Source organism: Klebsiella sp. D5A (assembly GCF_001620885.1).
GTDB lineage: Bacteria > Pseudomonadota > Gammaproteobacteria > Enterobacterales > Enterobacteriaceae > Klebsiella > Klebsiella variicola.
Genome location: NZ_KV407481.1, coordinates 547813 through 565429, shown reverse-complemented (window position 1 = coordinate 565429; position 17617 = coordinate 547813). Strand labels below are relative to the sequence as shown.

The 17617-nt window shown below is 59.2% G+C and carries 20 protein-coding genes; 4 read left to right on the top strand and 16 right to left on the bottom strand.

The genetic code is table 11. From position 1 onward, the window contains the following. The first annotated feature begins 61 nt into the window (after positions 1–61). Entirely contained in the window at positions 62–2623 is a 2562-nt protein-coding gene (gene mutS / locus AS136_RS02760) for a DNA mismatch repair protein MutS (RefSeq protein ID WP_012967342.1), read from the top strand. Positions 2624–2741: 118 nt separating this feature from the next. On the opposite strand, the gene AS136_RS02755 is transcribed toward mutS, so the two are convergent. The 4 genes from AS136_RS02755 to AS136_RS02740 form a co-directional block, all read right to left on the bottom strand. After that, positions 2742–2894 (bottom strand): Hok/Gef family protein, encoded by a 153-nt coding sequence (locus AS136_RS02755; RefSeq protein ID WP_002915097.1) that lies wholly within the window; start codon positions 2892–2894, stop codon positions 2742–2744. Positions 2895–3232: 338 nt separating this feature from the next. Further along, positions 3233–3469 (bottom strand): non-oxidative hydroxyarylic acid decarboxylases subunit D, encoded by a 237-nt coding sequence (locus AS136_RS02750; protein WP_002915098.1) that lies wholly within the window; start codon positions 3467–3469, stop codon positions 3233–3235. Positions 3470–3479: 10 nt separating this feature from the next. Continuing rightward, the gene (locus tag AS136_RS02745; RefSeq protein ID WP_004205612.1) at positions 3480–4907 is read right to left on the bottom strand and encodes a non-oxidative hydroxyarylic acid decarboxylases subunit C; all 1428 of its coding nucleotides are present in this window, start codon (positions 4905–4907) and stop codon (positions 3480–3482) included. Further along, the gene (locus AS136_RS02740) at positions 4907–5500 is read right to left on the bottom strand and encodes a non-oxidative hydroxyarylic acid decarboxylases subunit B (protein WP_002915099.1); all 594 of its coding nucleotides are present in this window, start codon (positions 5498–5500) and stop codon (positions 4907–4909) included. Before AS136_RS02740 ends, AS136_RS02745 begins: the two co-directional genes overlap by 1 nt. Before the next feature lie 174 nt (positions 5501–5674). Between AS136_RS02740 and AS136_RS02735 the strand changes: the two genes are divergently transcribed. After that, the gene (locus AS136_RS02735) at positions 5675–6082 is read left to right on the top strand and encodes a MarR family winged helix-turn-helix transcriptional regulator (RefSeq protein WP_008806213.1); all 408 of its coding nucleotides are present in this window, start codon (positions 5675–5677) and stop codon (positions 6080–6082) included. 8 nt (positions 6083–6090) lie between these two features. On the opposite strand, the gene AS136_RS02730 is transcribed toward AS136_RS02735, so the two are convergent. Beyond that, positions 6091–6978, bottom strand: coding sequence for a LysR family transcriptional regulator (locus tag AS136_RS02730; RefSeq protein ID WP_008806214.1), 888 nt, complete (start codon positions 6976–6978; stop codon positions 6091–6093). 108 nt (positions 6979–7086) lie between these two features. On the opposite strand from AS136_RS02730, the gene AS136_RS02725 reads away from it, so the two are divergent. After that, the gene (locus tag AS136_RS02725; RefSeq protein ID WP_023323190.1) at positions 7087–8289 is read left to right on the top strand and encodes an MFS transporter; all 1203 of its coding nucleotides are present in this window, start codon (positions 7087–7089) and stop codon (positions 8287–8289) included. Then, on the top strand, positions 8286–8663 hold the full coding sequence (locus AS136_RS02720) for a DUF4440 domain-containing protein (protein ID WP_032731156.1): 378 nt from the start codon (positions 8286–8288) through the stop codon (positions 8661–8663). Before AS136_RS02725 ends, AS136_RS02720 begins: the two co-directional genes overlap by 4 nt. Before the next feature lie 52 nt (positions 8664–8715). On the opposite strand, the gene rpoS is transcribed toward AS136_RS02720, so the two are convergent. The 11 genes from rpoS to cysN all read right to left on the bottom strand — a co-directional run bounded on the left by rpoS (position 8716) and on the right by cysN (position 17612). Then, positions 8716–9708, bottom strand: coding sequence for an RNA polymerase sigma factor RpoS (gene rpoS, locus AS136_RS02715; RefSeq protein ID WP_002915106.1), 993 nt, complete (start codon positions 9706–9708; stop codon positions 8716–8718). A gap of 157 nt (positions 9709–9865) precedes the next feature. Then, the gene (nlpD, locus tag AS136_RS02710; protein WP_008806218.1) at positions 9866–11002 is read right to left on the bottom strand and encodes a murein hydrolase activator NlpD; all 1137 of its coding nucleotides are present in this window, start codon (positions 11000–11002) and stop codon (positions 9866–9868) included. Between the two features lie 125 nt (positions 11003–11127). Further along, complete coding sequence (locus AS136_RS02705) at positions 11128–11754, bottom strand: protein-L-isoaspartate(D-aspartate) O-methyltransferase (RefSeq protein WP_008806219.1); 627 nt, start codon at positions 11752–11754, stop codon at positions 11128–11130. Next, positions 11748–12509, bottom strand: a complete 762-nt coding sequence (gene surE, locus AS136_RS02700; protein ID WP_012540737.1) for a 5'/3'-nucleotidase SurE — start codon at positions 12507–12509, stop codon at positions 11748–11750. Before surE ends, AS136_RS02705 begins: the two co-directional genes overlap by 7 nt. After that, positions 12490–13539, bottom strand: a complete 1050-nt coding sequence (gene truD / locus AS136_RS02695; protein WP_012540736.1) for a tRNA pseudouridine(13) synthase TruD — start codon at positions 13537–13539, stop codon at positions 12490–12492. Before truD ends, surE begins: the two co-directional genes overlap by 20 nt. Next, positions 13536–14015, bottom strand: coding sequence for a 2-C-methyl-D-erythritol 2,4-cyclodiphosphate synthase (gene ispF / locus AS136_RS02690; RefSeq protein WP_008806222.1), 480 nt, complete (start codon positions 14013–14015; stop codon positions 13536–13538). The genes truD and ispF overlap by 4 nt, the downstream gene beginning before the upstream one ends. Continuing rightward, a complete protein-coding gene (ispD, locus tag AS136_RS02685) occupies positions 14015–14725 on the bottom strand; it encodes a 2-C-methyl-D-erythritol 4-phosphate cytidylyltransferase (protein WP_008806223.1) in 711 nt (236 codons plus the stop codon). The genes ispF and ispD overlap by 1 nt, the downstream gene beginning before the upstream one ends. 19 nt (positions 14726–14744) lie before the next feature. Continuing rightward, entirely contained in the window at positions 14745–15062 is a 318-nt protein-coding gene (ftsB, locus tag AS136_RS02680; protein WP_002915156.1) for a cell division protein FtsB, read from the bottom strand. Positions 15063–15202: 140 nt separating this feature from the next. Next, entirely contained in the window at positions 15203–15529 is a 327-nt protein-coding gene (locus AS136_RS02675) for a DUF3561 family protein (RefSeq protein ID WP_008806224.1), read from the bottom strand. Positions 15530–15579: 50 nt separating this feature from the next. Further along, positions 15580–16185, bottom strand: a complete 606-nt coding sequence (gene cysC, locus AS136_RS02670; protein WP_002915158.1) for an adenylyl-sulfate kinase — start codon at positions 16183–16185, stop codon at positions 15580–15582. Next, positions 16185–17612, bottom strand: coding sequence for a sulfate adenylyltransferase subunit CysN (gene cysN / locus AS136_RS02665; protein ID WP_063266660.1), 1428 nt, complete (start codon positions 17610–17612; stop codon positions 16185–16187). The genes cysC and cysN overlap by 1 nt, the downstream gene beginning before the upstream one ends. Positions 17613–17617: the final 5 nt, after the last annotated feature.

The following is a 17617-nucleotide window of genomic DNA, read 5'->3' as shown; positions in this document are numbered from 1 at the left end:
TGATAACGACGACAACAACAAAATCGCAGCCATTTCAAATCAGGGATCTGGATAACACCCCATGAGCACAATTGACAATCTCGACGCCCACACGCCGATGATGCAGCAGTATCTCAAGCTGAAGGCGCAACATCCTGACATTCTACTGTTTTACCGGATGGGGGATTTTTACGAGCTATTTTATGACGATGCGAAACGCGCGTCGCAGCTGCTCGATATCTCGCTGACCAAGCGCGGCGCCTCCGCGGGCGAACCCATCCCGATGGCCGGCATCCCCCACCACGCGGTGGAGAACTACCTCGCCAAACTGGTCAATCAGGGCGAGTCGGTGGCCATTTGCGAGCAGATTGGCGATCCGGCCACCACCAAGGGACCGGTCGAGCGTAAAGTGGTGCGTATCGTTACGCCGGGCACCATCAGCGATGAAGCGCTGCTGCAGGAGCGCCAGGACAACCTGCTGGCCGCCATCTGGCAGGACAGCAAGGGCTTTGGCTACGCGACGCTGGATATCAGCTCCGGGCGCTTTCGCCTGAGTGAACCGGCCGACCGCGAAACCATGGCGGCAGAGCTGCAGCGTACTAATCCGGCGGAACTGCTGTATGCGGAAGATTTTGCCGAATCGTCGCTGATCGAGGGCCGCCGCGGTCTGCGCCGTCGCCCGCTGTGGGAATTTGAAATCGACACCGCGCGCCAGCAGCTTAACCTGCAGTTCGGCACCCGCGATCTGGTCGGCTTCGGCGTGGAAAACGCCCCACGCGGCCTGTGCGCCGCCGGCTGCCTGCTGCAGTATGTCAAAGACACTCAGCGCACCTCGCTGCCGCACATCCGTTCCATCACCATGGAACGCCAGCAGGACAGCATCATTATGGATGCCGCCACCCGCCGTAACCTCGAGATCACCCAGAATCTGGCCGGCGGCACCGACAATACCCTGGCCTCGGTACTCGACTGTACGGTGACGCCGATGGGCAGCCGGATGCTCAAGCGCTGGCTGCATATGCCGGTCCGCGATACCGCCGTGCTGGTGGAGCGCCAGCAGACCATCGGCGCGCTGCAGGAGCGCTATACCGAGCTGCAGCCGGTGCTGCGCCAGGTCGGCGATCTGGAACGTATTCTGGCGCGTCTGGCGCTGCGTACCGCCCGTCCACGCGATTTAGCCCGCATGCGTCATGCCCTGCAGCAGTTGCCGCTGCTGCGTGAGCTGCTGGCCGACGTTGACCGTCAGCCGGTGCAAAAATTGCGCGAGAAAATGGGCGAGTTCACCGAACTGCGCGAACTGCTGGAGCGCGCGGTGATTGACGCGCCGCCGGTGCTGGTCCGCGACGGCGGAGTCATCGCCCCGGGCTATAGCGAAGAGCTGGACGAGTGGCGGGCGCTGGCCGATGGCGCCACCGATTATCTCGATAAGCTGGAGATCCGCGAGCGCGAGCGGCTGGGCCTCGATACTCTGAAAGTCGGCTACAACGCTGTCCACGGCTACTACATCCAGATTAGCCGCGGCCAGAGCCACCTCGCGCCGATCCACTACGTGCGCCGCCAGACGCTGAAGAACGCCGAACGCTACATTATTCCTGAGCTGAAGGAATACGAAGATAAGGTGCTGACCTCCAAGGGCAAAGCGCTGGCACTGGAAAAACAGCTTTATGACGAACTGTTCGACCTGCTGCTGCCGCATCTCGCCGACCTGCAAACCAGCGCCAGCGCGCTGGCCGAGCTGGACGTGCTGGTCAACCTGGCGGAGCGTGCGGAAACCCTGAACTATTGCTGCCCGACCTTTAGCGATAAGCCAGGTATTCGCATCAGCGAAGGCCGCCATCCGGTGGTCGAGCAGGTGCTGAAAGAGCCGTTTATCGCCAACCCGCTGCAGCTGGCGCCGCAGCGGCGGATGCTGATCATCACCGGGCCGAACATGGGCGGTAAAAGTACCTATATGCGCCAGACCGCGCTGATTGCGCTGCTGGCCTATATCGGCAGTTACGTCCCGGCGCAGAAGGTGGAGATCGGGCCCATCGATCGCATCTTTACCCGCGTCGGCGCGGCGGATGACCTGGCCAGCGGCCGCTCGACCTTTATGGTGGAGATGACTGAAACCGCCAATATTCTGCACAACGCCACCGAGCATAGCCTGGTGCTGATGGATGAGATTGGCCGCGGCACGTCCACCTACGACGGGCTATCGCTGGCGTGGGCCTGTGCGGAAAATCTGGCCAACAAAATCAAGGCGCTGACGCTGTTCGCCACCCACTACTTCGAGCTCACTCAGCTGCCGGAGAAAATGGAAGGCGTCGCCAACGTCCACCTCGACGCGCTGGAGCACGGCGATACCATCGCCTTTATGCACAGCGTGCAGGATGGCGCGGCCAGCAAGAGCTATGGCCTGGCGGTCGCCGCGCTGGCCGGGGTGCCGAAAGAGGTGATCAAGCGCGCGCGGCAGAAACTGCGCGAGCTGGAGAGCATCTCGCCCAACGCGGCGGCGACCCAGGTCGACGGCACGCAGATGTCGCTGCTCGCCGCCCCGGAAGAGACCTCGCCTGCGGTTGAGGCGCTGGAGAATCTTGATCCCGACTCCCTGACCCCGCGTCAGGCGCTGGAGTGGATCTACCGTCTGAAAAGCCTGGTTTAGCCACCCATTAAGGTGAAAAACGGCAGCGCCGCTCAGCGCTGCCGTTTTAACAAACTAAAAATGGGTGCTAGAGGATGCGTCCTGACAACCCATACGCGGGGTTGCCCCCGCGCGGATGCTACTTCTTCGATTCGTAAGCGAGAACAGCTTTAAACTCAATATTACGCTCTTTAATACTCAGCTCGCATAGTGAGCTGTGCACCAACAGCGTAAATCCCAGTACCGTAATACAGAGTACGATGATTGCCACAAGGGCATATTTTGTCAGCATATCTTGCCTCCCTGCAAAGAAGAGACTAACATCTGAATTGTCTATGTTCATTCGCTAGCCTCAGTTGATAGAAATATCTCCTGGGGCTTTCGTCTGTCTGGGGTCCTGGTAATGCTCAAGGCCAGACAGCCTCAAGCACCCGCCGCTATTCTATACTCGTCATGGCGTGAAATTTATCTGCAAGGAATTAATCAGACGGATTTTATAATAATCTGGAAGCAGGCTCGCAAAGTCATCCCAGTATATTAACCCTTCGCGTAATTTTTTAATTTAATGAAAAAATAGCTTCCATAATTGTACTAAATATAAAAAAGGCCCGACTTAGCGGGCCCCTTTCATTAACGCTTATCTTCCGGCAATAGCGGCGGTACGTGTGGCACCTGCGGTGCCTCATCAATATCTTTCTGCGTCATGCGGAACGCTTCCGGATAGTGTTCGCGACTGGTGCGGCGCAGCGGCTCGGTATCTCGCCAGGTGTAAAGACAGTGCTGGCACTGATACACGGTCCAGACCCCTTTCACCGGCGAGGTCGCCATGACTTCAATCTTTTCATCGGCGCAACGTGGACAAATCATCTTCTTCTCCTTATTTACGGTTGGCCAGCATAGCGGTCAGTTTTTCAGCCCAGGCTTTGGTTTCCGGCAGATCCTGCACCGGCTGGCTGTAGTGGCCGCGAAGGTCCGGCGCAACCGGGGTGGTGGCGTCGATAATCAGTTTGTCGGTGATGCCTGCCGGGCTGGAGCCTGGGTCAAGTTCAAGGACCGACATGTTCGGCAACTGCACCAGGTCTCCCGCCGGGTTAACCTTCGAGGAGAGCGCCCACATCACCTGTGGCAGGTTGAACGGGTCGACGTCTTCATCAACCATGATCACCATCTTCACATAGCCGAGGCCGTGCGGAGTGGTCATCGCCCGCAGGCCCACCGCGCGGGCAAAACCGCCGTAGCGTTTTTTGGTGGAGATGATCGCCAGCAGACCATGGGTGTACATGGCGTTGACCGCCTGCACTTCCGGGAACTCTGCCTTCAACTGCTGATACAGCGGCACGCAGGTCGCCGGCCCCATCAGATAGTCAATTTCGGTCCACGGCATACCGAGATAGAGCGATTCAAAAATCGGTTTGCTGCGATACGAGACTTTGTCGATACGCACTACCGTCATGTTACGACCGCCGGAGTAGTGACCGGTAAACTCACCGAACGGCCCCTCGATCTCACGCTTACGCCCTTCAATGACCCCTTCGAGGATCACTTCCGAGCCCCAGGGCACATCAAAGCCGGTCAGCGGCGCGGTGGCGATGGGATACGGGCTCTCGCGCAGCGCGCCAGCCATTTCATATTCTGACTGATCGTATTTCAGCGGCGTGGCGCCCATCAGGGTAATAATCGGGTCGTTACCGAGGGTGATAGCAATCGGCAGATCTTCCCCACGCTCTTCCGCTTTGTGCAGATGCAGCGCGATATCGTGCATCGGCACCGGCTGCAGACCGAGTTTGCGCTTGCCTTTCACTTCCATGCGGTAGATACCGACGTTTTGCTTACCGAAGTTGTCAGGATCAAGCGGATCGCGCGAAACGACACAGGCTTTATCGAGGTAGAAACCGCCGTCACCATCGTTGAGGCGGAACAGTGGCAGAATATCGAACAGGTTGATATCGTCGCCATCCACGGTGTTTTCCGCCCACGCCGGGTTGGCGCGGCGCTCTGGCGTCACCGGGAAGTTATCCCAGCGGCGAATGAATTCATCAATCTGCTTTTTCACCGGCGTGTTGGGCGGCAGGCCCAGCGAGATGGCATGGTTCTGCCACGAGCCGATGGTGTTCATCGTCACGCGGGCGTCGGTAAAGCCGCGAATATTATCGAACCACAGCGCCGGGGCGCCGTCGCCGATGCGTCCGGTGGCATTGGCGGCCGCCGCCAGATCGGGCTCAGCGTTCACCTCTTCACTGATTTTCAGCAGTTGTCCCTGGTCATCCAGCGCCTGCAAAAAGCTGCGCAAATCATCAAAAGCCATTATTCGATCTCCTGTGCAAATTGTTCTGCCGTGCGCAAGCCGTTCCAGCGGCGCGCTTTGTGATAGTCGAGGCCAAACTGATCCAGCACCCGGGTGACGATATGATTGGTGATATCGTCAACCGTCTCCGGGTGGTTGTAGTAAGCCGGCATCGGCGGCACCATCGCCACGCCCATGCGCGACAGCGCCAGCATGTTCTCCAGATGGATCGTGCTGAGCGGCATTTCCCGCGGGACCAGCACCAGCTTGCGCCCCTCTTTGAGCACCACGTCCGCCGCGCGGCCCACCAGCCCTTCGGCATAACCCGCGCGAATGCCTGCCAGCGTTTTCATACTGCAGGGAATAACGATCATGCCGTCGGTACGAAATGAACCGGAAGAGATGGTGGCGGCCTGGTCTGCCGGGCTGTGGGAAAAGTCCGCCAGCGCGGCCACTTCGCGCGCTGTCCAGGGCGTTTCCAGCTCGATGGTGGTTTTGGCCCATTTCGACATCACCAGGTGGGTTTCCACCTCCGGCATATCACGTAGCGCCTGCAGCAATGCCACCCCAAGCGGAGCCCCGGTGGCCCCCGTCATCCCAATAATCAGTTTCATTCCAGACCTCATTCACTTTGTTCGTACACGAACTTTATATTTAAATTACCCTCTCCGGACGGGGATGACAAGATCGTTCGTATACGTGCGCATTTTTAATCAAAAACGCAGAAAGGGTATAAAATGGCGTACGAACGGCTATCATAGAGGTGACAGTTTTGTTACGGAGTATTCATGGAGTTACGAAACGAAGCATTTCACCTGCTGCGCCAGCTTTTTCAACAACATACCGCCCGCTGGCAGCAGGCGTTACCGGACCTGACTAAACCTCAGTATGCGGTGATGCGCTCGGTAGCGGAGCAGCCGGGTATTGAGCAGGTCGTGCTGATTGAAGCGGCGGTCAGTACCAAGGCCACGCTGGCGGAGATGCTCAGCCGGATGGAGGCGCGCGGCCTGGTGCGCCGGGAACACGATCCCGCCGATAAACGCCGCCGTTTTGTCTATCTGACCGAACAAGGCGAGGCGTTGCTTAACCGTTCGATTCCGCAGGGCAATGAGATCGATGACGAGTTTCTCGGCCGCCTGAGCGATGGCGAACGTGAACAGTTCACCCGGCTGGTGCGCAAAATGATGGCGCCCTGAACGGGCGCTTAACCGACCTTCTCGCGCAGGAAGTCAATAAACGCCCGCACCCGGGTCGGCATATGCTGCGCATCGGGATAAAGGGCATACACGCCCTGCTGTGGGAAATGGTATTCCGACAGGAGCGGCACCAGCTCCCGCTGCGCCACTTTTTCGGCTACCAGCCATGCCGGCAGCAAGGCGATGCCGCACCCGGCCAGGGCAAAGCTCATCAGCGCCGTAGCGCTGTCGGCTGAAAAGCGCGGCGCGCTGGCGATGGCGAAATCCACCTCTGTCTGTTGATCCGTGCGCAGCTGCCAGCGCAGCGGCGCCGACAGACGCTCATGAATAATCCAGTCAGCTTGCGCCAGATCGGACAGCGTCTGCACCGGATGGCTTGCCAGCCAGGCCGGAGAGGCGACGGGCAGGATCGCGAAACTGGCTATCCGCGTCGCCCGATAGCGGGAATCGGCCAGCGTACCGAGGCGTATCGCCACATCAAATCGTTCTGAAATGAGGTCCGCATGATGGGAGGAGGAGACGTGGCGCACCCGCAGCGCCGGGTGACGACGGGCAAACGCGGACAGCGCCGGAATGATAACCTGCGCGCCATACTCCGGCGTGGTGGTGATCCGCAGCTCGCCACTTAAGCCGGTATGGCTGGCCCGCACCTCATCCTGCAGATTTTCCGCCGCTTTCAGCAGCGCCACCCCACGCTGATAGAACAACGTCCCGGCGTCGGTGAGGCGCAGACGACGCGTTGAGCGCAGCAGCAGGGTCACCCCCAGTTCATTTTCCAGTTGCCGCACGTTAAAGCTGACCACCGCCTTGGTCTGCCCCAGCGCCGCAGCGGCCAGGGTGAAGCTGCCGGCATCCACCACGGCGATAAACATGGTCACACGCTGAAGATTAAGCATTGTCGTCCGGATGATTGTCAAAAATATTCAGACAGTATATCCCGACCAGCCCCGTTTATCCCCCGCAGAACCGGGTTTACAGTAGCCGCCTGTCTGAGGGAGGGAACCATGACCTATCGCCACCGCGTTGCCACCGTTTTTCTGTTCGGCTTTTTTCTCGATTTGATCAATATGTTTATCGCCAGCATCGCCTTCCCGGCCATCAGCCGCGCGCTGACGGTTTCCGTCTCTCAGCTGGCGTGGGTCAGCAATGCTTATATTCTCGGTCTGACGGTCGTCGTACCGTTCAGTGCCTGGCTTAGTCAGCGCTGGGGGGCGAAACGACTGTTTTTACTCTCGCTGGGGCTGTTCAGCCTCGGCGCGCTGGCGGCAGGGCTTGCCAGCAGTCTCGGCGAGCTGATTTTCTGGCGGACGCTGCAGGGGATGGGCGGCGGGCTGTTAATCCCCCTTGGCCAGGCATTGACGTGGCCGCTGTTTCAGCCGCATGAGCGGGCGAAACTCTCGGCGGCGGTGATGCTGGTCGGCCTGCTGGCGCCAGCCTGCTCGCCGGCGATCGGCGGCCTGTTAGTCGAGGCCTTCAGCTGGCGCTGGGTCTTTTTCGCCAGCCTGCCTGTGGCTCTGCTAACCTTTGTGCTGGCGGTGCGATGGCTGAACGACAGCCCCGGCCCGGTTCGCCCAACTCGCTTTCTTCCGCTGTCGTTGCTGGCCGATCCCCTGCTGCGCTTCGCGATGCTGATCTACCTCTGCGTACCGGGGATGTTCATTGGCGTCAACGTGGTCGGGATGTTCTACCTGCAACGCGTCACCGGGATGGCGCCGGGGGCCATCGGTGCCCTGATGGTGCCCTGGTCGCTGGCCTCGTTTGCCGCCATCACTTTTACCGGCAGGTATTTCAACCGCTTCGGACCACGACCGCTGGTGATGGTTGGCTGCTTGCTACAGGCGGCGGGGATCCTGCTGCTGCTGAAGATCGATACGCACAGCCCGCTGGCGCTGTTGATTCTGGCCTTTACGCTGATGGGCGGCGGAGGCAGCTTATGCAGCAGTACTGCGCAAAGCAGCGCCTTCCTGCATACGCCTGCCGAAGAGATGCCTGACGCCAGCGCGCTGTGGAATCTGAACCGCCAGCTCAGCTTCTTTGCCGGCAGCGCGCTGCTCGCCCTGCTGCTGAGGGTGTTCCCGCCGGTCTACGCCTGGCAGGGGGGGTTTATTAGCGCCGCTGCCATCACCCTGTTGCCGCTGCTGTTTTGCCTGCGGCTGAACAATCGGGCGATTATCCATCGCCTGCACACTACACTGGAGAAGTCATGAACCCTTATCTGCAGGAAGTCCTCGACGCCCATGTCCTTATCGAACGCTGGTTAAGCCAGGGGGAAGGAAGCGCTGAGGCGCTGATGACACGTTTTGCCGCCGAATTCATCATGATCCCTCCGGGCGGCGAGAAGATGGACTACCCGGCGGTGAGCCGTTTTTTCCACCATGCGGGGGCAACCCGTCCGGGATTACACATCGCGGTGGATCAGGCGAAAATCATTAGCGAATGGCACGACGGCGCCGCAGTGCTATACCGTGAAAGCCAAACGCTGGCTGATGGCAGTGAGAACGTACGCTGGTCGACGGCGATTTTTCAGCAAGCGGAAGGAAAAATGATCTGGCGTCATCTGCAGGAAACCCGACTCGGCTAGCGCAAAGAAAAAGGCCCCGACTGTCGAGGGGGCCTTTTTGAGAGAAAAGATCTTATTCGCGGAAGAGCGCTTCGATATTCAGCCCCTGCCCCTGCAGAATTTCCCGCAGGCGACGCAGACCTTCCACCTGGATCTGCCGCACACGCTCGCGGGTGAGGCCAATTTCACGGCCCACATCTTCCAGCGTGGCTGCTTCATAACCCAGCAGACCGAAACGACGCGCCAGAACTTCACGCTGCTTGGCGTTCAGTTCGAACAGCCATTTGACGATGCTTTGCTTCATATCATCGTCCTGCGTGGTGTCTTCCGGGCCGTTCTCTTTCTCATCGGCCAGAATATCCAGCAGCGCTTTTTCTGAATCGCCACCCAGCGGAGTATCCACGGAGGTGATGCGCTCGTTCAGACGCAGCATACGGCTGACGTCATCGACCGGTTTGTCCAGCTGTTCGGCAATCTCTTCCGCACTCGGCTCGTGGTCCAGCTTATGGGACAACTCGCGCGCGGTACGCAGATAGACGTTCAGCTCTTTAACAATGTGGATCGGCAAACGGATCGTACGGGTTTGGTTCATGATCGCCCGTTCAATAGTCTGGCGGATCCACCAGGTCGCATAAGTCGAAAAACGGAACCCACGTTCCGGGTCAAACTTTTCAACGGCGCGGATCAGACCGAGGTTACCTTCTTCAATCAGATCCAGCAGCGCCAGACCACGATTGCTGTAACGACGGGCAATCTTCACCACCAGACGCAGGTTGCTTTCAATCATGCGACGGCGTGAAGCGACATCACCACGCAGTGCGCGACGCGCGAAATAGACTTCCTCTTCCGCGGTCAGCAGTGGGGAATAACCAATCTCTCCAAGATAAAGCTGAGTGGCGTCAAGTACGCGTTGTGTTGCGCCTTGCGACAGCAGCTCTTCCTCAGCCAGATCGCTATCACTGGGTTCCTCTTCTACTAAGGCCTTCTCGTCGAAAACCTCAATTCCGTTCTCATCAAATTCCGCGTCTTCATTTAAATCATGAACTTTCAGCGTATTCTGACTCATAAAGGTGGCTCCTACCCGTGATCCCTGAGCAAAGCACCTTCCACGGCACATCAACAAACGACGCCTGGACGATTTCCCCTGCCCTCTCTGCGAGAGGGACGTAGACACCGCCCTGGCGCCTGTTAGCTGATGCTTCGCTTATCCGTACTTTGCCAAATTATCGCTGCGGTAAGTACTGCAGCGGGTTGACGGATTTCCCCTTGTAACGAATTTCAAAATGTAATCTTGTTGAGCTGGTTCCGGTGCTACCCATGGTAGCGATTTTCTGCCCCGCTTTGACTTCCTGTTGCTCCCGAACCAGCATGGTATCGTTATGAGCGTAGGCACTCAGGTAATCATCGTTGTGTTTGATGATAATAAGATTACCGTAGCCGCGCAGTGCGTTACCGGCATAGACGACACGCCCATCGGCGGTCGCGACAATAGCCTGTCCCTTACTGCCTGCAATGTCGATACCTTTATTGCCGCCTTCCGCGCCGCTAAAGTTCTCGATAACCTTGCCATCAGTCGGCCAGCGCCATGATGAGATCGGCGAACTGGTTGACGTACTGCTTGCAGTCGGCTGGGTTGTGCTCACCGTTGTTGGTGCCGTCACCGGCGCGACAACCGTTGTGGTCGTGGTCGCTGGTTTATTATTAGGCAACATCTTGGTAGCACTCTGTTCACCTGAAGATTCAGAATACGTAATAGTCGGTTGTGAAGCAACCACCGCGGTCGATTTTTGTGCAGAAGTTGTGGTGGCTGTCGCACCGCCGCTCGCCCTTGCGCTGGCCTGAGAAACGGCGTTTTCACCGGTGATCGGCTGGCCTGAAGCGTTGCCGACCTGCAGCACCTGGCCGACGTTCAGGGCGTACGGGGCCGGGACATTGTTGCGTTGCGCCAGGTCACGGAAATCGTTGCCGGTGACCCACGCGATATAGAACAGCGTGTCGCCGCGTTTGACCGTATAGGTACTGCCGCCGGTGTAGCTACCTTTCGGAATATCGCCATATTTGCGGTTGTAAACGATCTTACCGTTCACCGTCTGCACTGGCTCCTGCGCCATCGGCGTCGGCTGCGGCTGAATGGTCTGGGTCTGTACCGGCTGGATCGGCTGCGCCTGAGGAGCAGACTTGACGCCGGAGGATGGCGGCGTAATCAGCATGCCGGAGTTGGTGCTGGAAGAGGCGGCACCGCCGGCAGAGCTAACCGGCGCTGGCGGATTATTGGTGTTGGTACACCCGGCCAGCCAGAGTGAAACCAGTGAAAGAGCCGCAATACGGCTGACGGTAAATTTGGTGCTTCCCGCGCTCATTTATCCCCCAGGAATATGTTAACTGCCAATATCTTGCTTACCGGGCGGCGCCCGGCCAGGACACTGAAAAATGCGTCCACCCTACGCCTAAAGTCAGGCAAAAAAAACCTGGAATAATCCGGGTCTCAGGCCAGCTCCCCCTTCACCAGGGGAACAAAGCGAACGGCCTCGACGGTATCAATGATAAATTCGTTGCCCCGGCGACGGATCCGTTTGAGAAACTGATGCTCTTCGCCAACCGGCAGCACCAGCACGCCTTCGTCATCCAGCTGCGCCAGCAGCGCGGTTGGAATCTCCGGCGGCGCCGCCGTCACAATAATGGCATCAAACGGCGCCCGTGCCTGCCAACCTTGCCACCCATCGCCATGACGGGTTGAAACATTATGTAAATCAAGTTGTTTCAGGCGACGACGCGCCTGCCACTGTAAACTCTTAATCCGCTCCACCGAGCAAACGTGATGCACCAGGTGCGCCAGGATGGCCGTCTGGTAGCCGGAACCAGTGCCGATCTCCAGCACGCGCGACTCCGGCGTCAGCGTCAGCAGCTCGGTCATCCGCGCCACCATGTAAGGCTGGGAGATGGTCTGCCCCTGGCCAATCGGCAGCGCGGTGTTTTCCCACGCTTTATGTTCAAAGGCTTCATCAACAAATTTTTCGCGCGGAACCCGCGCGATCGCCTCGAGGACACGCTCATCGACGATGCCCTGCGTGCGCAGTTGATTCAACAAACTTTCAACACGTTTACTTACCATTGCCCGTCAACCCCGACACGTTCCAGCCAATCGCTGACTACCTCATGCGCCTGATGGGCGGTTAAATCGACGTGCAATGGCGTCACGGAAACATAGCCTTCATCCACTGCCGCAAAATCGGTGCCCGGCCCGGCATCGCGCTTATCGCCCGGCGGGCCAATCCAGTACAGGGTGTTGCCGCGCGGATCTTTTTGCGGGATCACCTGGTCGGCCGGATGGCGGTTGCCGCAGCGGGTCACGCGAATTCCCTTGATTTGATCAAGCGGGAGATCCGGCACGTTGATGTTAAGGATCCGTCCGGTACGCAGCGGCTCGCGGCTTAAGGCGCGCAGAATGGTGCAGGTTACCGCCGCGGCGGTATCGTAATGCTGATAGCCGTTCAGCGACACGGCCAGCGCGGGGAACCCCAGATGGCGACCTTCCATCGCTGCGGCCACGGTGCCGGAATAGATGACGTCATCGCCCAGGTTGGGACCCGCGTTAATGCCGGAAACGACGATGTCCGGACGCGGGCGCATCAGCGCGTTCACGCCGAGATAGACACAGTCGGTCGGGGTGCCCATCTGGACGGCGATGTCGCCATTTTCAAAGGTAAACGTACGCAGGGATGATTCCAGCGTCAGCGAATTCGAGGCTCCGCTGCGGTTACGATCGGGTGCAACAACCTGGACCTCGGCAAACTCCCTTAAGGCCTTTGCCAGGGTCTGTATCCCCGGCGCATGGATCCCGTCATCGTTACTCAGCAATATTCGCATAGTCACCCGTTGTATTGATAAGCTCCCTGACCACGCTGGTGGCGAAGCTGCCCGCCGGCAGCCAGAAACGCAGTTCAACGGTTACGTCATCCCACCAGTTCCAGCTAAGCTGCTGCGGATAGAGGAGCATCGCCCGGCGCGCCGCCTCAACTTTCTCCCGCACCAACAGCGCCTGCAGCGACGTTTCTTCGGCGATGGCGGCCTGCTCGGCGGCCAGAGCGTCGCGCTGGCTTCCCCAGTCGCCGCTGCCCGGCAGCGCAGCCGTGATCATCAGTTCGCGGTTGTGCACCCGCGCCTGCGAAACCTCGAGTTCTTCCGGTGTGACGACAAACCAGCTCCCACGCCCCGCTAATTGTAGCGCATCGCCATCAACAACCTGATTAAATTCCGTTTTTTTTAATCTAATACTGACTTGCTGATTAAACAACGCACTGCGGGCCGCCGACAACCAAAAACTGCGCTTATTGCGATCGCGCACCGGCGCGTCGCTTTCCGCCCAGCGCAACGCGCCCTGCAGATTACTGCCGCCAATGCCAAAGCGCTGCGCGCCGAAATAGTTCGGTACGCCCCGTTCAGCGATGGCCTGCAGACGCGTCTCCACGTCCTGGCGATGGCTAATCTCGCGCAGGATCACGGTAAACTGGTTGCCTTTCAGCGCGCCTAAACGCAGCTTACGCTTATGGCGGGCATATTCCAGTACCTGGCAGCCCTCGAGCTGAAATTTGCTCAGGTCCGGCATCTCTTTGCCGGGCACCCGCGCGCACAGCCACTGCTCGGTGACGGCGTGCTTATCCTTTTGCCCGGCGAAGCTCACTTCACGGGCGTGGATCTTGAGGAATTTCGCCAGCGCGTCGGCGACAAAGCGCGTATTGCAGCCGTTTTTCAGGATCCGCACCAGCACATGTTCGCCTTCGCCGTCCGGCGCAAAGCCCAGATCCTCCACTACCAGAAAATCTTCCGGATTGGCTTTCAGCAGCCCGCTGCTCTGCGGCTTGCCGTGCAGCCAGGTCAGTTGGTCAAAGGCGATCATTTTTCGGCCTTACGCAGCAGCGCGACCGCTTCGCAGGCGATCCCTTCCCCGCGGCCGGTGAAGCCCAGCTTCTCGGTGGTGGTCGCTTTCACGTTGACGTCGTCCATATGGCAGCCGAGATCTTCAGCGATAAAGACGCGCATCTGCGGAATATGCGGCAGCATCTTCGGCGCCTGGGCGATAATGGTGACGTCGACGTTGCCGAGCGTATAGCCTTTGGCCTGAATACGACGCCACGCTTCGCGCAGCAGTTCGCGGCTATCGGCGCCTTTAAACGCCGGATCGGTATCGGGGAACAGTTTGCCGATATCGCCGAGCGCCGCGGCGCCCAGCAGCGCGTCGGTCAGCGCATGCAGCGCGACGTCGCCGTCGGAGTGGGCCAGCAGCCCTTTTTCATAAGGAATGCGTACCCCGCCAATAATGATTGGGCCTTCACCGCCAAAAGCGTGTACGTCAAAACCATGTCCAATTCGCATTAAGCTTTCTCCTGGTGTCGGGAACGGGTGAGGTAAAATTCAGCCAGCGCCAGGTCTTCCGGGCGCGTCACTTTAATATTATCCGCGCGACCGGCGACCAGTTGCGGATGGAAGCCGCAGTACTCCAGCGCCGAGGCTTCATCAGTGATGGTCGCCCCCTCGTTCAGCGCCCGGGTGAGGCAATCCACCAGCAGCTCGCGAGGGAAAAATTGCGGGGTGAGCGCATGCCACAGGTCATTACGATCGACGGTATGGGCGATAGCGGTTTTGCCCGGCTCGGCGCGCTTCATGGTGTCGCGCACCGGCGCCGCGAGGATCCCGCCGACACGGCTGGTTTCGCTGAGCGCCAGCAGACGGCTGAGGTCGTCCTGATGCAGGCAGGGGCGCGCGGCGTCATGCACCAGCACCCACTGCGCCTCCGGCAACGCCTTCAGGCCCGCGAGCACGGAATCGGCGCGCTCGGCGCCGCCATCCACGACGGTAATTTGCGGGTGCTGCGCCAGCGGTAGCTGGCTGAAGCGCCGATCGCCGGGGCTGACGGCAATCACCACGCGCTGGACGCACGCATTCGCCAGCAGTGCGGCGACGGCATGTTCGAGAATCGTTTTGTTACCGATTGAGAGATATTGTTTCGGGCATTCCGTTTGCATGCGGCGGCCAAAACCGGCTGCCGGCACCACGGCGCAAACGCCCGGAAAAGTGGCTGCCATGTCGTAATCCTGGGCCTGGTTATCGATTGTTCTGCTGTTGCCCCGATGCCTGGTTGCGTTTAGACGCATCCGGTACCAGACGATAGAAGGTTTCGCCCGGGCGGGTCATACTGAGTTCATTGCGCGCGCGCTCCTCGATCGCTTCCTGCCCGCCATTGAGGTCGTCAATTTCGGCAAATAGCTGATCGTTACGTGCTTTTAATTTGGCGTTAGTCGCCTGCTGGGCGGTGACGTCGTCGTTAACCCGCGTGTAGTCGTGCAGGCCGTTTTTACCGAACCACAGTGAATACTGTAGCCAGACCAGCAAAGCTAATAATAGCAGCGTTAGTTTACCCATCCTGCCCCCTGAAAAACGGCATCATCATCCCAAAACTCGCCCGGGTACGCTACCGGGGCGCGCGGACGATGCCGCGTAACGCGGGGACTGTACCATATTTTTGCTGCCGATACCCATGCTTGATTCATCCCGGAAACGGGTTATCCCAACAGCCAGAGGAAGAGTAGCGCAAACATCAGCCCGACGGTCAGGATGGTCGCGCTGGCGCTATAGAGCAGTTTGCCATTGAGCAGAGAGTGCAGCGCAATACCGACCACTACCGCCACCGGCATCAACGCAAGGAAGAACGGCCAGGTGTAAAGGAGGAAGAAGAGCGTATTACTGCCATAGAGAAGGAAGGGAATACCCAGCGCCAGCAGCCATGAAATAAAGCCCACAGCAGCGCCCGACAGAGACCAGGTGGTCTCGTCGCCGATCGCCGGAGGCGGTTCTGAACGAATAATACTGAGGTTCTGGGTATTGCGCATATCGAATCCTGTAGACCGGGCAACCGGCACCCCTCGATGCCGCTGCCGTTTCAGGATCTGATAATATCGCTCTGTTGCAGCAGGTCTAATAGTTGGTGCACCAAATTTGTTACCAATTGTTCACCATCCAGATGAATTTCCGCCTTTTCCGGTGCCTCATAGACCGAGTCTATGCCGGTGAAATTGCGTAATTCCCCTGCCCGCGCCTTCTTGTATAATCCTTTCGGATCCCGCGCCTCGCAGATGGCCAGCGGGGTATCGACGAACACTTCGATAAAGCGTCCCTCCCCCAGGCGCTCGCGCACCATCTGCCGTTCCGCGCGGTGTGGTGATATAAATGCCGTCAATACCACCAGCCCGGCATCGACCATCAGCCTGGCCACTTCGCCGACGCGGCGAATGTTCTCTTTGCGATCCTCATCACTGAATCCCAGATCGCTGCACAGACCATGGCGCACGTTGTCGCCGTCCAGCAGATAGGTGCTGACGCCGCGCTCATGCAGCGCCTCTTCCAGCGCCCCGGCGACAGTGGATTTACCCGACCCCGAAAGGCCGGTAAACCACAGCACCACGCCGCGATGGCCGTGATGCTGCTCCCGCTGCTGCTGGGTCACAGGATGGGCATGCCAGACGACGTTTTCGTCATGCTGGGCCATTATTGGCCTCCCAGCAGGTCGCGGGCGTCCCAGTGCGGGAAGTGTTTACGGATCAGCTGGTTCAGCTCCAGCTCGAAGGCGCTGTACTGCGATGCCGACGTCGACGCCTGCAGGTGCGGCTCGTTGACCATCCCGGCGCCCACGGTGACGTTGGTAAGGCGATCGATAAAGATAAGCCCGCCGGTCACCGGGTTTTGCTGATACGGATCCAGCACTAAAGGTTCGTCAAAGGTCAGCTCCACCAGCCCAATGCCGTTCAGCGGGAGAGACTCGACTTCACGCTGGGTCAGGTTGTTAATATCGACCTGGTAGCGGATAGCGTCGACGCGAGCGCGGGTCTTCTTGCCGGCGATTTTGATGTCGTAGCTCTGGCCCGGGGTCAGCGGCTGCTCTGCCATCCACACCACGTCGATGCTGGCGCTTTGCACCGTCGGCAGCGAGGCTTGCGCGTCAACCAGCAGGTCGCCGCGGCTGATGTCGATTTCATCTTTCAGCACAAGGGTAATGGCTTCGCCGGCGGCAGCTTCCTGCAGGTCGCCGTCGAAGGTGACGATACGCGCCACGCTCGATTCGACGCCCGACGGCAGCACCTTCAGACGCTGGCCAACGGTAACCGTGCCAGAGGCGACCGTGCCGGAGAAGCCGCGGAAATCGAGGTTCGGACGGTTAACATACTGCACCGGGAAGCGCAGCGGCTGGCTCTCGACCACCCGCTGGATCTCCACGGTTTCGAGGACTTCCAGCAGGGTCGGGCCGCTGTACCACGGTATATTCGCGCTCTGGCTGGCGACGTTATCGCCTTCCAGCGCCGACAGCGGTACAAAGCGGATATCGAGGTTGCCCGGCAGCTGCTCGGCGAAAGTCAGATAATCTTCCCGGATCTCGTTGAAGCGCGCTTCGCTAAACTCGACGAGATCCATTTTGTTGACCGCTACCACCAGGTGTTTAATGCCCAGCAGCGTAGAGATAAAGCTGTGACGGCGGGTCTGGTCGAGCACGCCTTTGCGCGCATCGATCAGCAGGATCGCCAGGTCGCAGGTTGACGCGCCGGTGGCCATATTGCGCGTGTACTGCTCGTGCCCCGGGGTGTCGGCGATGATAAATTTGCGTTTTTCGGTCGAGAAGTAGCGGTAAGCGACATCGATGGTGATGCCCTGCTCACGCTCAGCCTGCAGGCCGTCCACCAGCAGCGCCAGGTCCAGTTTTTCGCCCTGGGTACCGTGACGCTTGCTGTCGTTGTGCAGAGACGACAGCTGGTCTTCATAGATCTGGCGCGTATCGTGCAGCAGACGGCCAATTAAGGTGCTTTTGCCATCATCGACGCTGCCGCAGGTCAGAAAACGCAGCAGGCTCTTGTGCTGTTGCGCGTGCAGGTAAGCTTCTACGCCGCCTTCATTAGCAATTTGTTGGGCAATTGTGGTGTTCATGGCGG

Coding starts and splice junctions, on each gene's coding strand:
- mutS (WP_012967342.1), top strand. CDS start 62: ATGAGCACAATTGACAATCTCGACGCCCACACGCCGATGATGCAGCAG.
- AS136_RS02755 (WP_002915097.1), bottom strand. CDS start 2,894: ATGCTGACAAAATATGCCCTTGTGGCAATCATCGTACTCTGTATTACG.
- AS136_RS02750 (WP_002915098.1), bottom strand. CDS start 3,469: ATGATTTGTCCACGTTGCGCCGATGAAAAGATTGAAGTCATGGCGACC.
- AS136_RS02745 (WP_004205612.1), bottom strand. CDS start 4,907: ATGGCTTTTGATGATTTGCGCAGCTTTTTGCAGGCGCTGGATGACCAG.
- AS136_RS02740 (WP_002915099.1), bottom strand. CDS start 5,500: ATGAAACTGATTATTGGGATGACGGGGGCCACCGGGGCTCCGCTTGGG.
- AS136_RS02735 (WP_008806213.1), top strand. CDS start 5,675: ATGGAGTTACGAAACGAAGCATTTCACCTGCTGCGCCAGCTTTTTCAA.
- AS136_RS02730 (WP_008806214.1), bottom strand. CDS start 6,978: ATGCTTAATCTTCAGCGTGTGACCATGTTTATCGCCGTGGTGGATGCC.
- AS136_RS02725 (WP_023323190.1), top strand. CDS start 7,087: ATGACCTATCGCCACCGCGTTGCCACCGTTTTTCTGTTCGGCTTTTTT.
- AS136_RS02720 (WP_032731156.1), top strand. CDS start 8,286: ATGAACCCTTATCTGCAGGAAGTCCTCGACGCCCATGTCCTTATCGAA.
- rpoS (WP_002915106.1), bottom strand. CDS start 9,708: ATGAGTCAGAATACGCTGAAAGTTCATGATTTAAATGAAGACGCGGAA.
- nlpD (WP_008806218.1), bottom strand. CDS start 11,002: ATGAGCGCGGGAAGCACCAAATTTACCGTCAGCCGTATTGCGGCTCTT.
- AS136_RS02705 (WP_008806219.1), bottom strand. CDS start 11,754: ATGGTAAGTAAACGTGTTGAAAGTTTGTTGAATCAACTGCGCACGCAG.
- surE (WP_012540737.1), bottom strand. CDS start 12,509: ATGCGAATATTGCTGAGTAACGATGACGGGATCCATGCGCCGGGGATA.
- truD (WP_012540736.1), bottom strand. CDS start 13,539: ATGATCGCCTTTGACCAACTGACCTGGCTGCACGGCAAGCCGCAGAGC.
- ispF (WP_008806222.1), bottom strand. CDS start 14,015: ATGCGAATTGGACATGGTTTTGACGTACACGCTTTTGGCGGTGAAGGC.
- ispD (WP_008806223.1), bottom strand. CDS start 14,725: ATGGCAGCCACTTTTCCGGGCGTTTGCGCCGTGGTGCCGGCAGCCGGT.
- ftsB (WP_002915156.1), bottom strand. CDS start 15,062: ATGGGTAAACTAACGCTGCTATTATTAGCTTTGCTGGTCTGGCTACAG.
- AS136_RS02675 (WP_008806224.1), bottom strand. CDS start 15,529: ATGCGCAATACCCAGAACCTCAGTATTATTCGTTCAGAACCGCCTCCG.
- cysC (WP_002915158.1), bottom strand. CDS start 16,185: ATGGCCCAGCATGACGAAAACGTCGTCTGGCATGCCCATCCTGTGACC.
- cysN (WP_063266660.1), bottom strand. CDS start 17,612: ATGAACACCACAATTGCCCAACAAATTGCTAATGAAGGCGGCGTAGAA.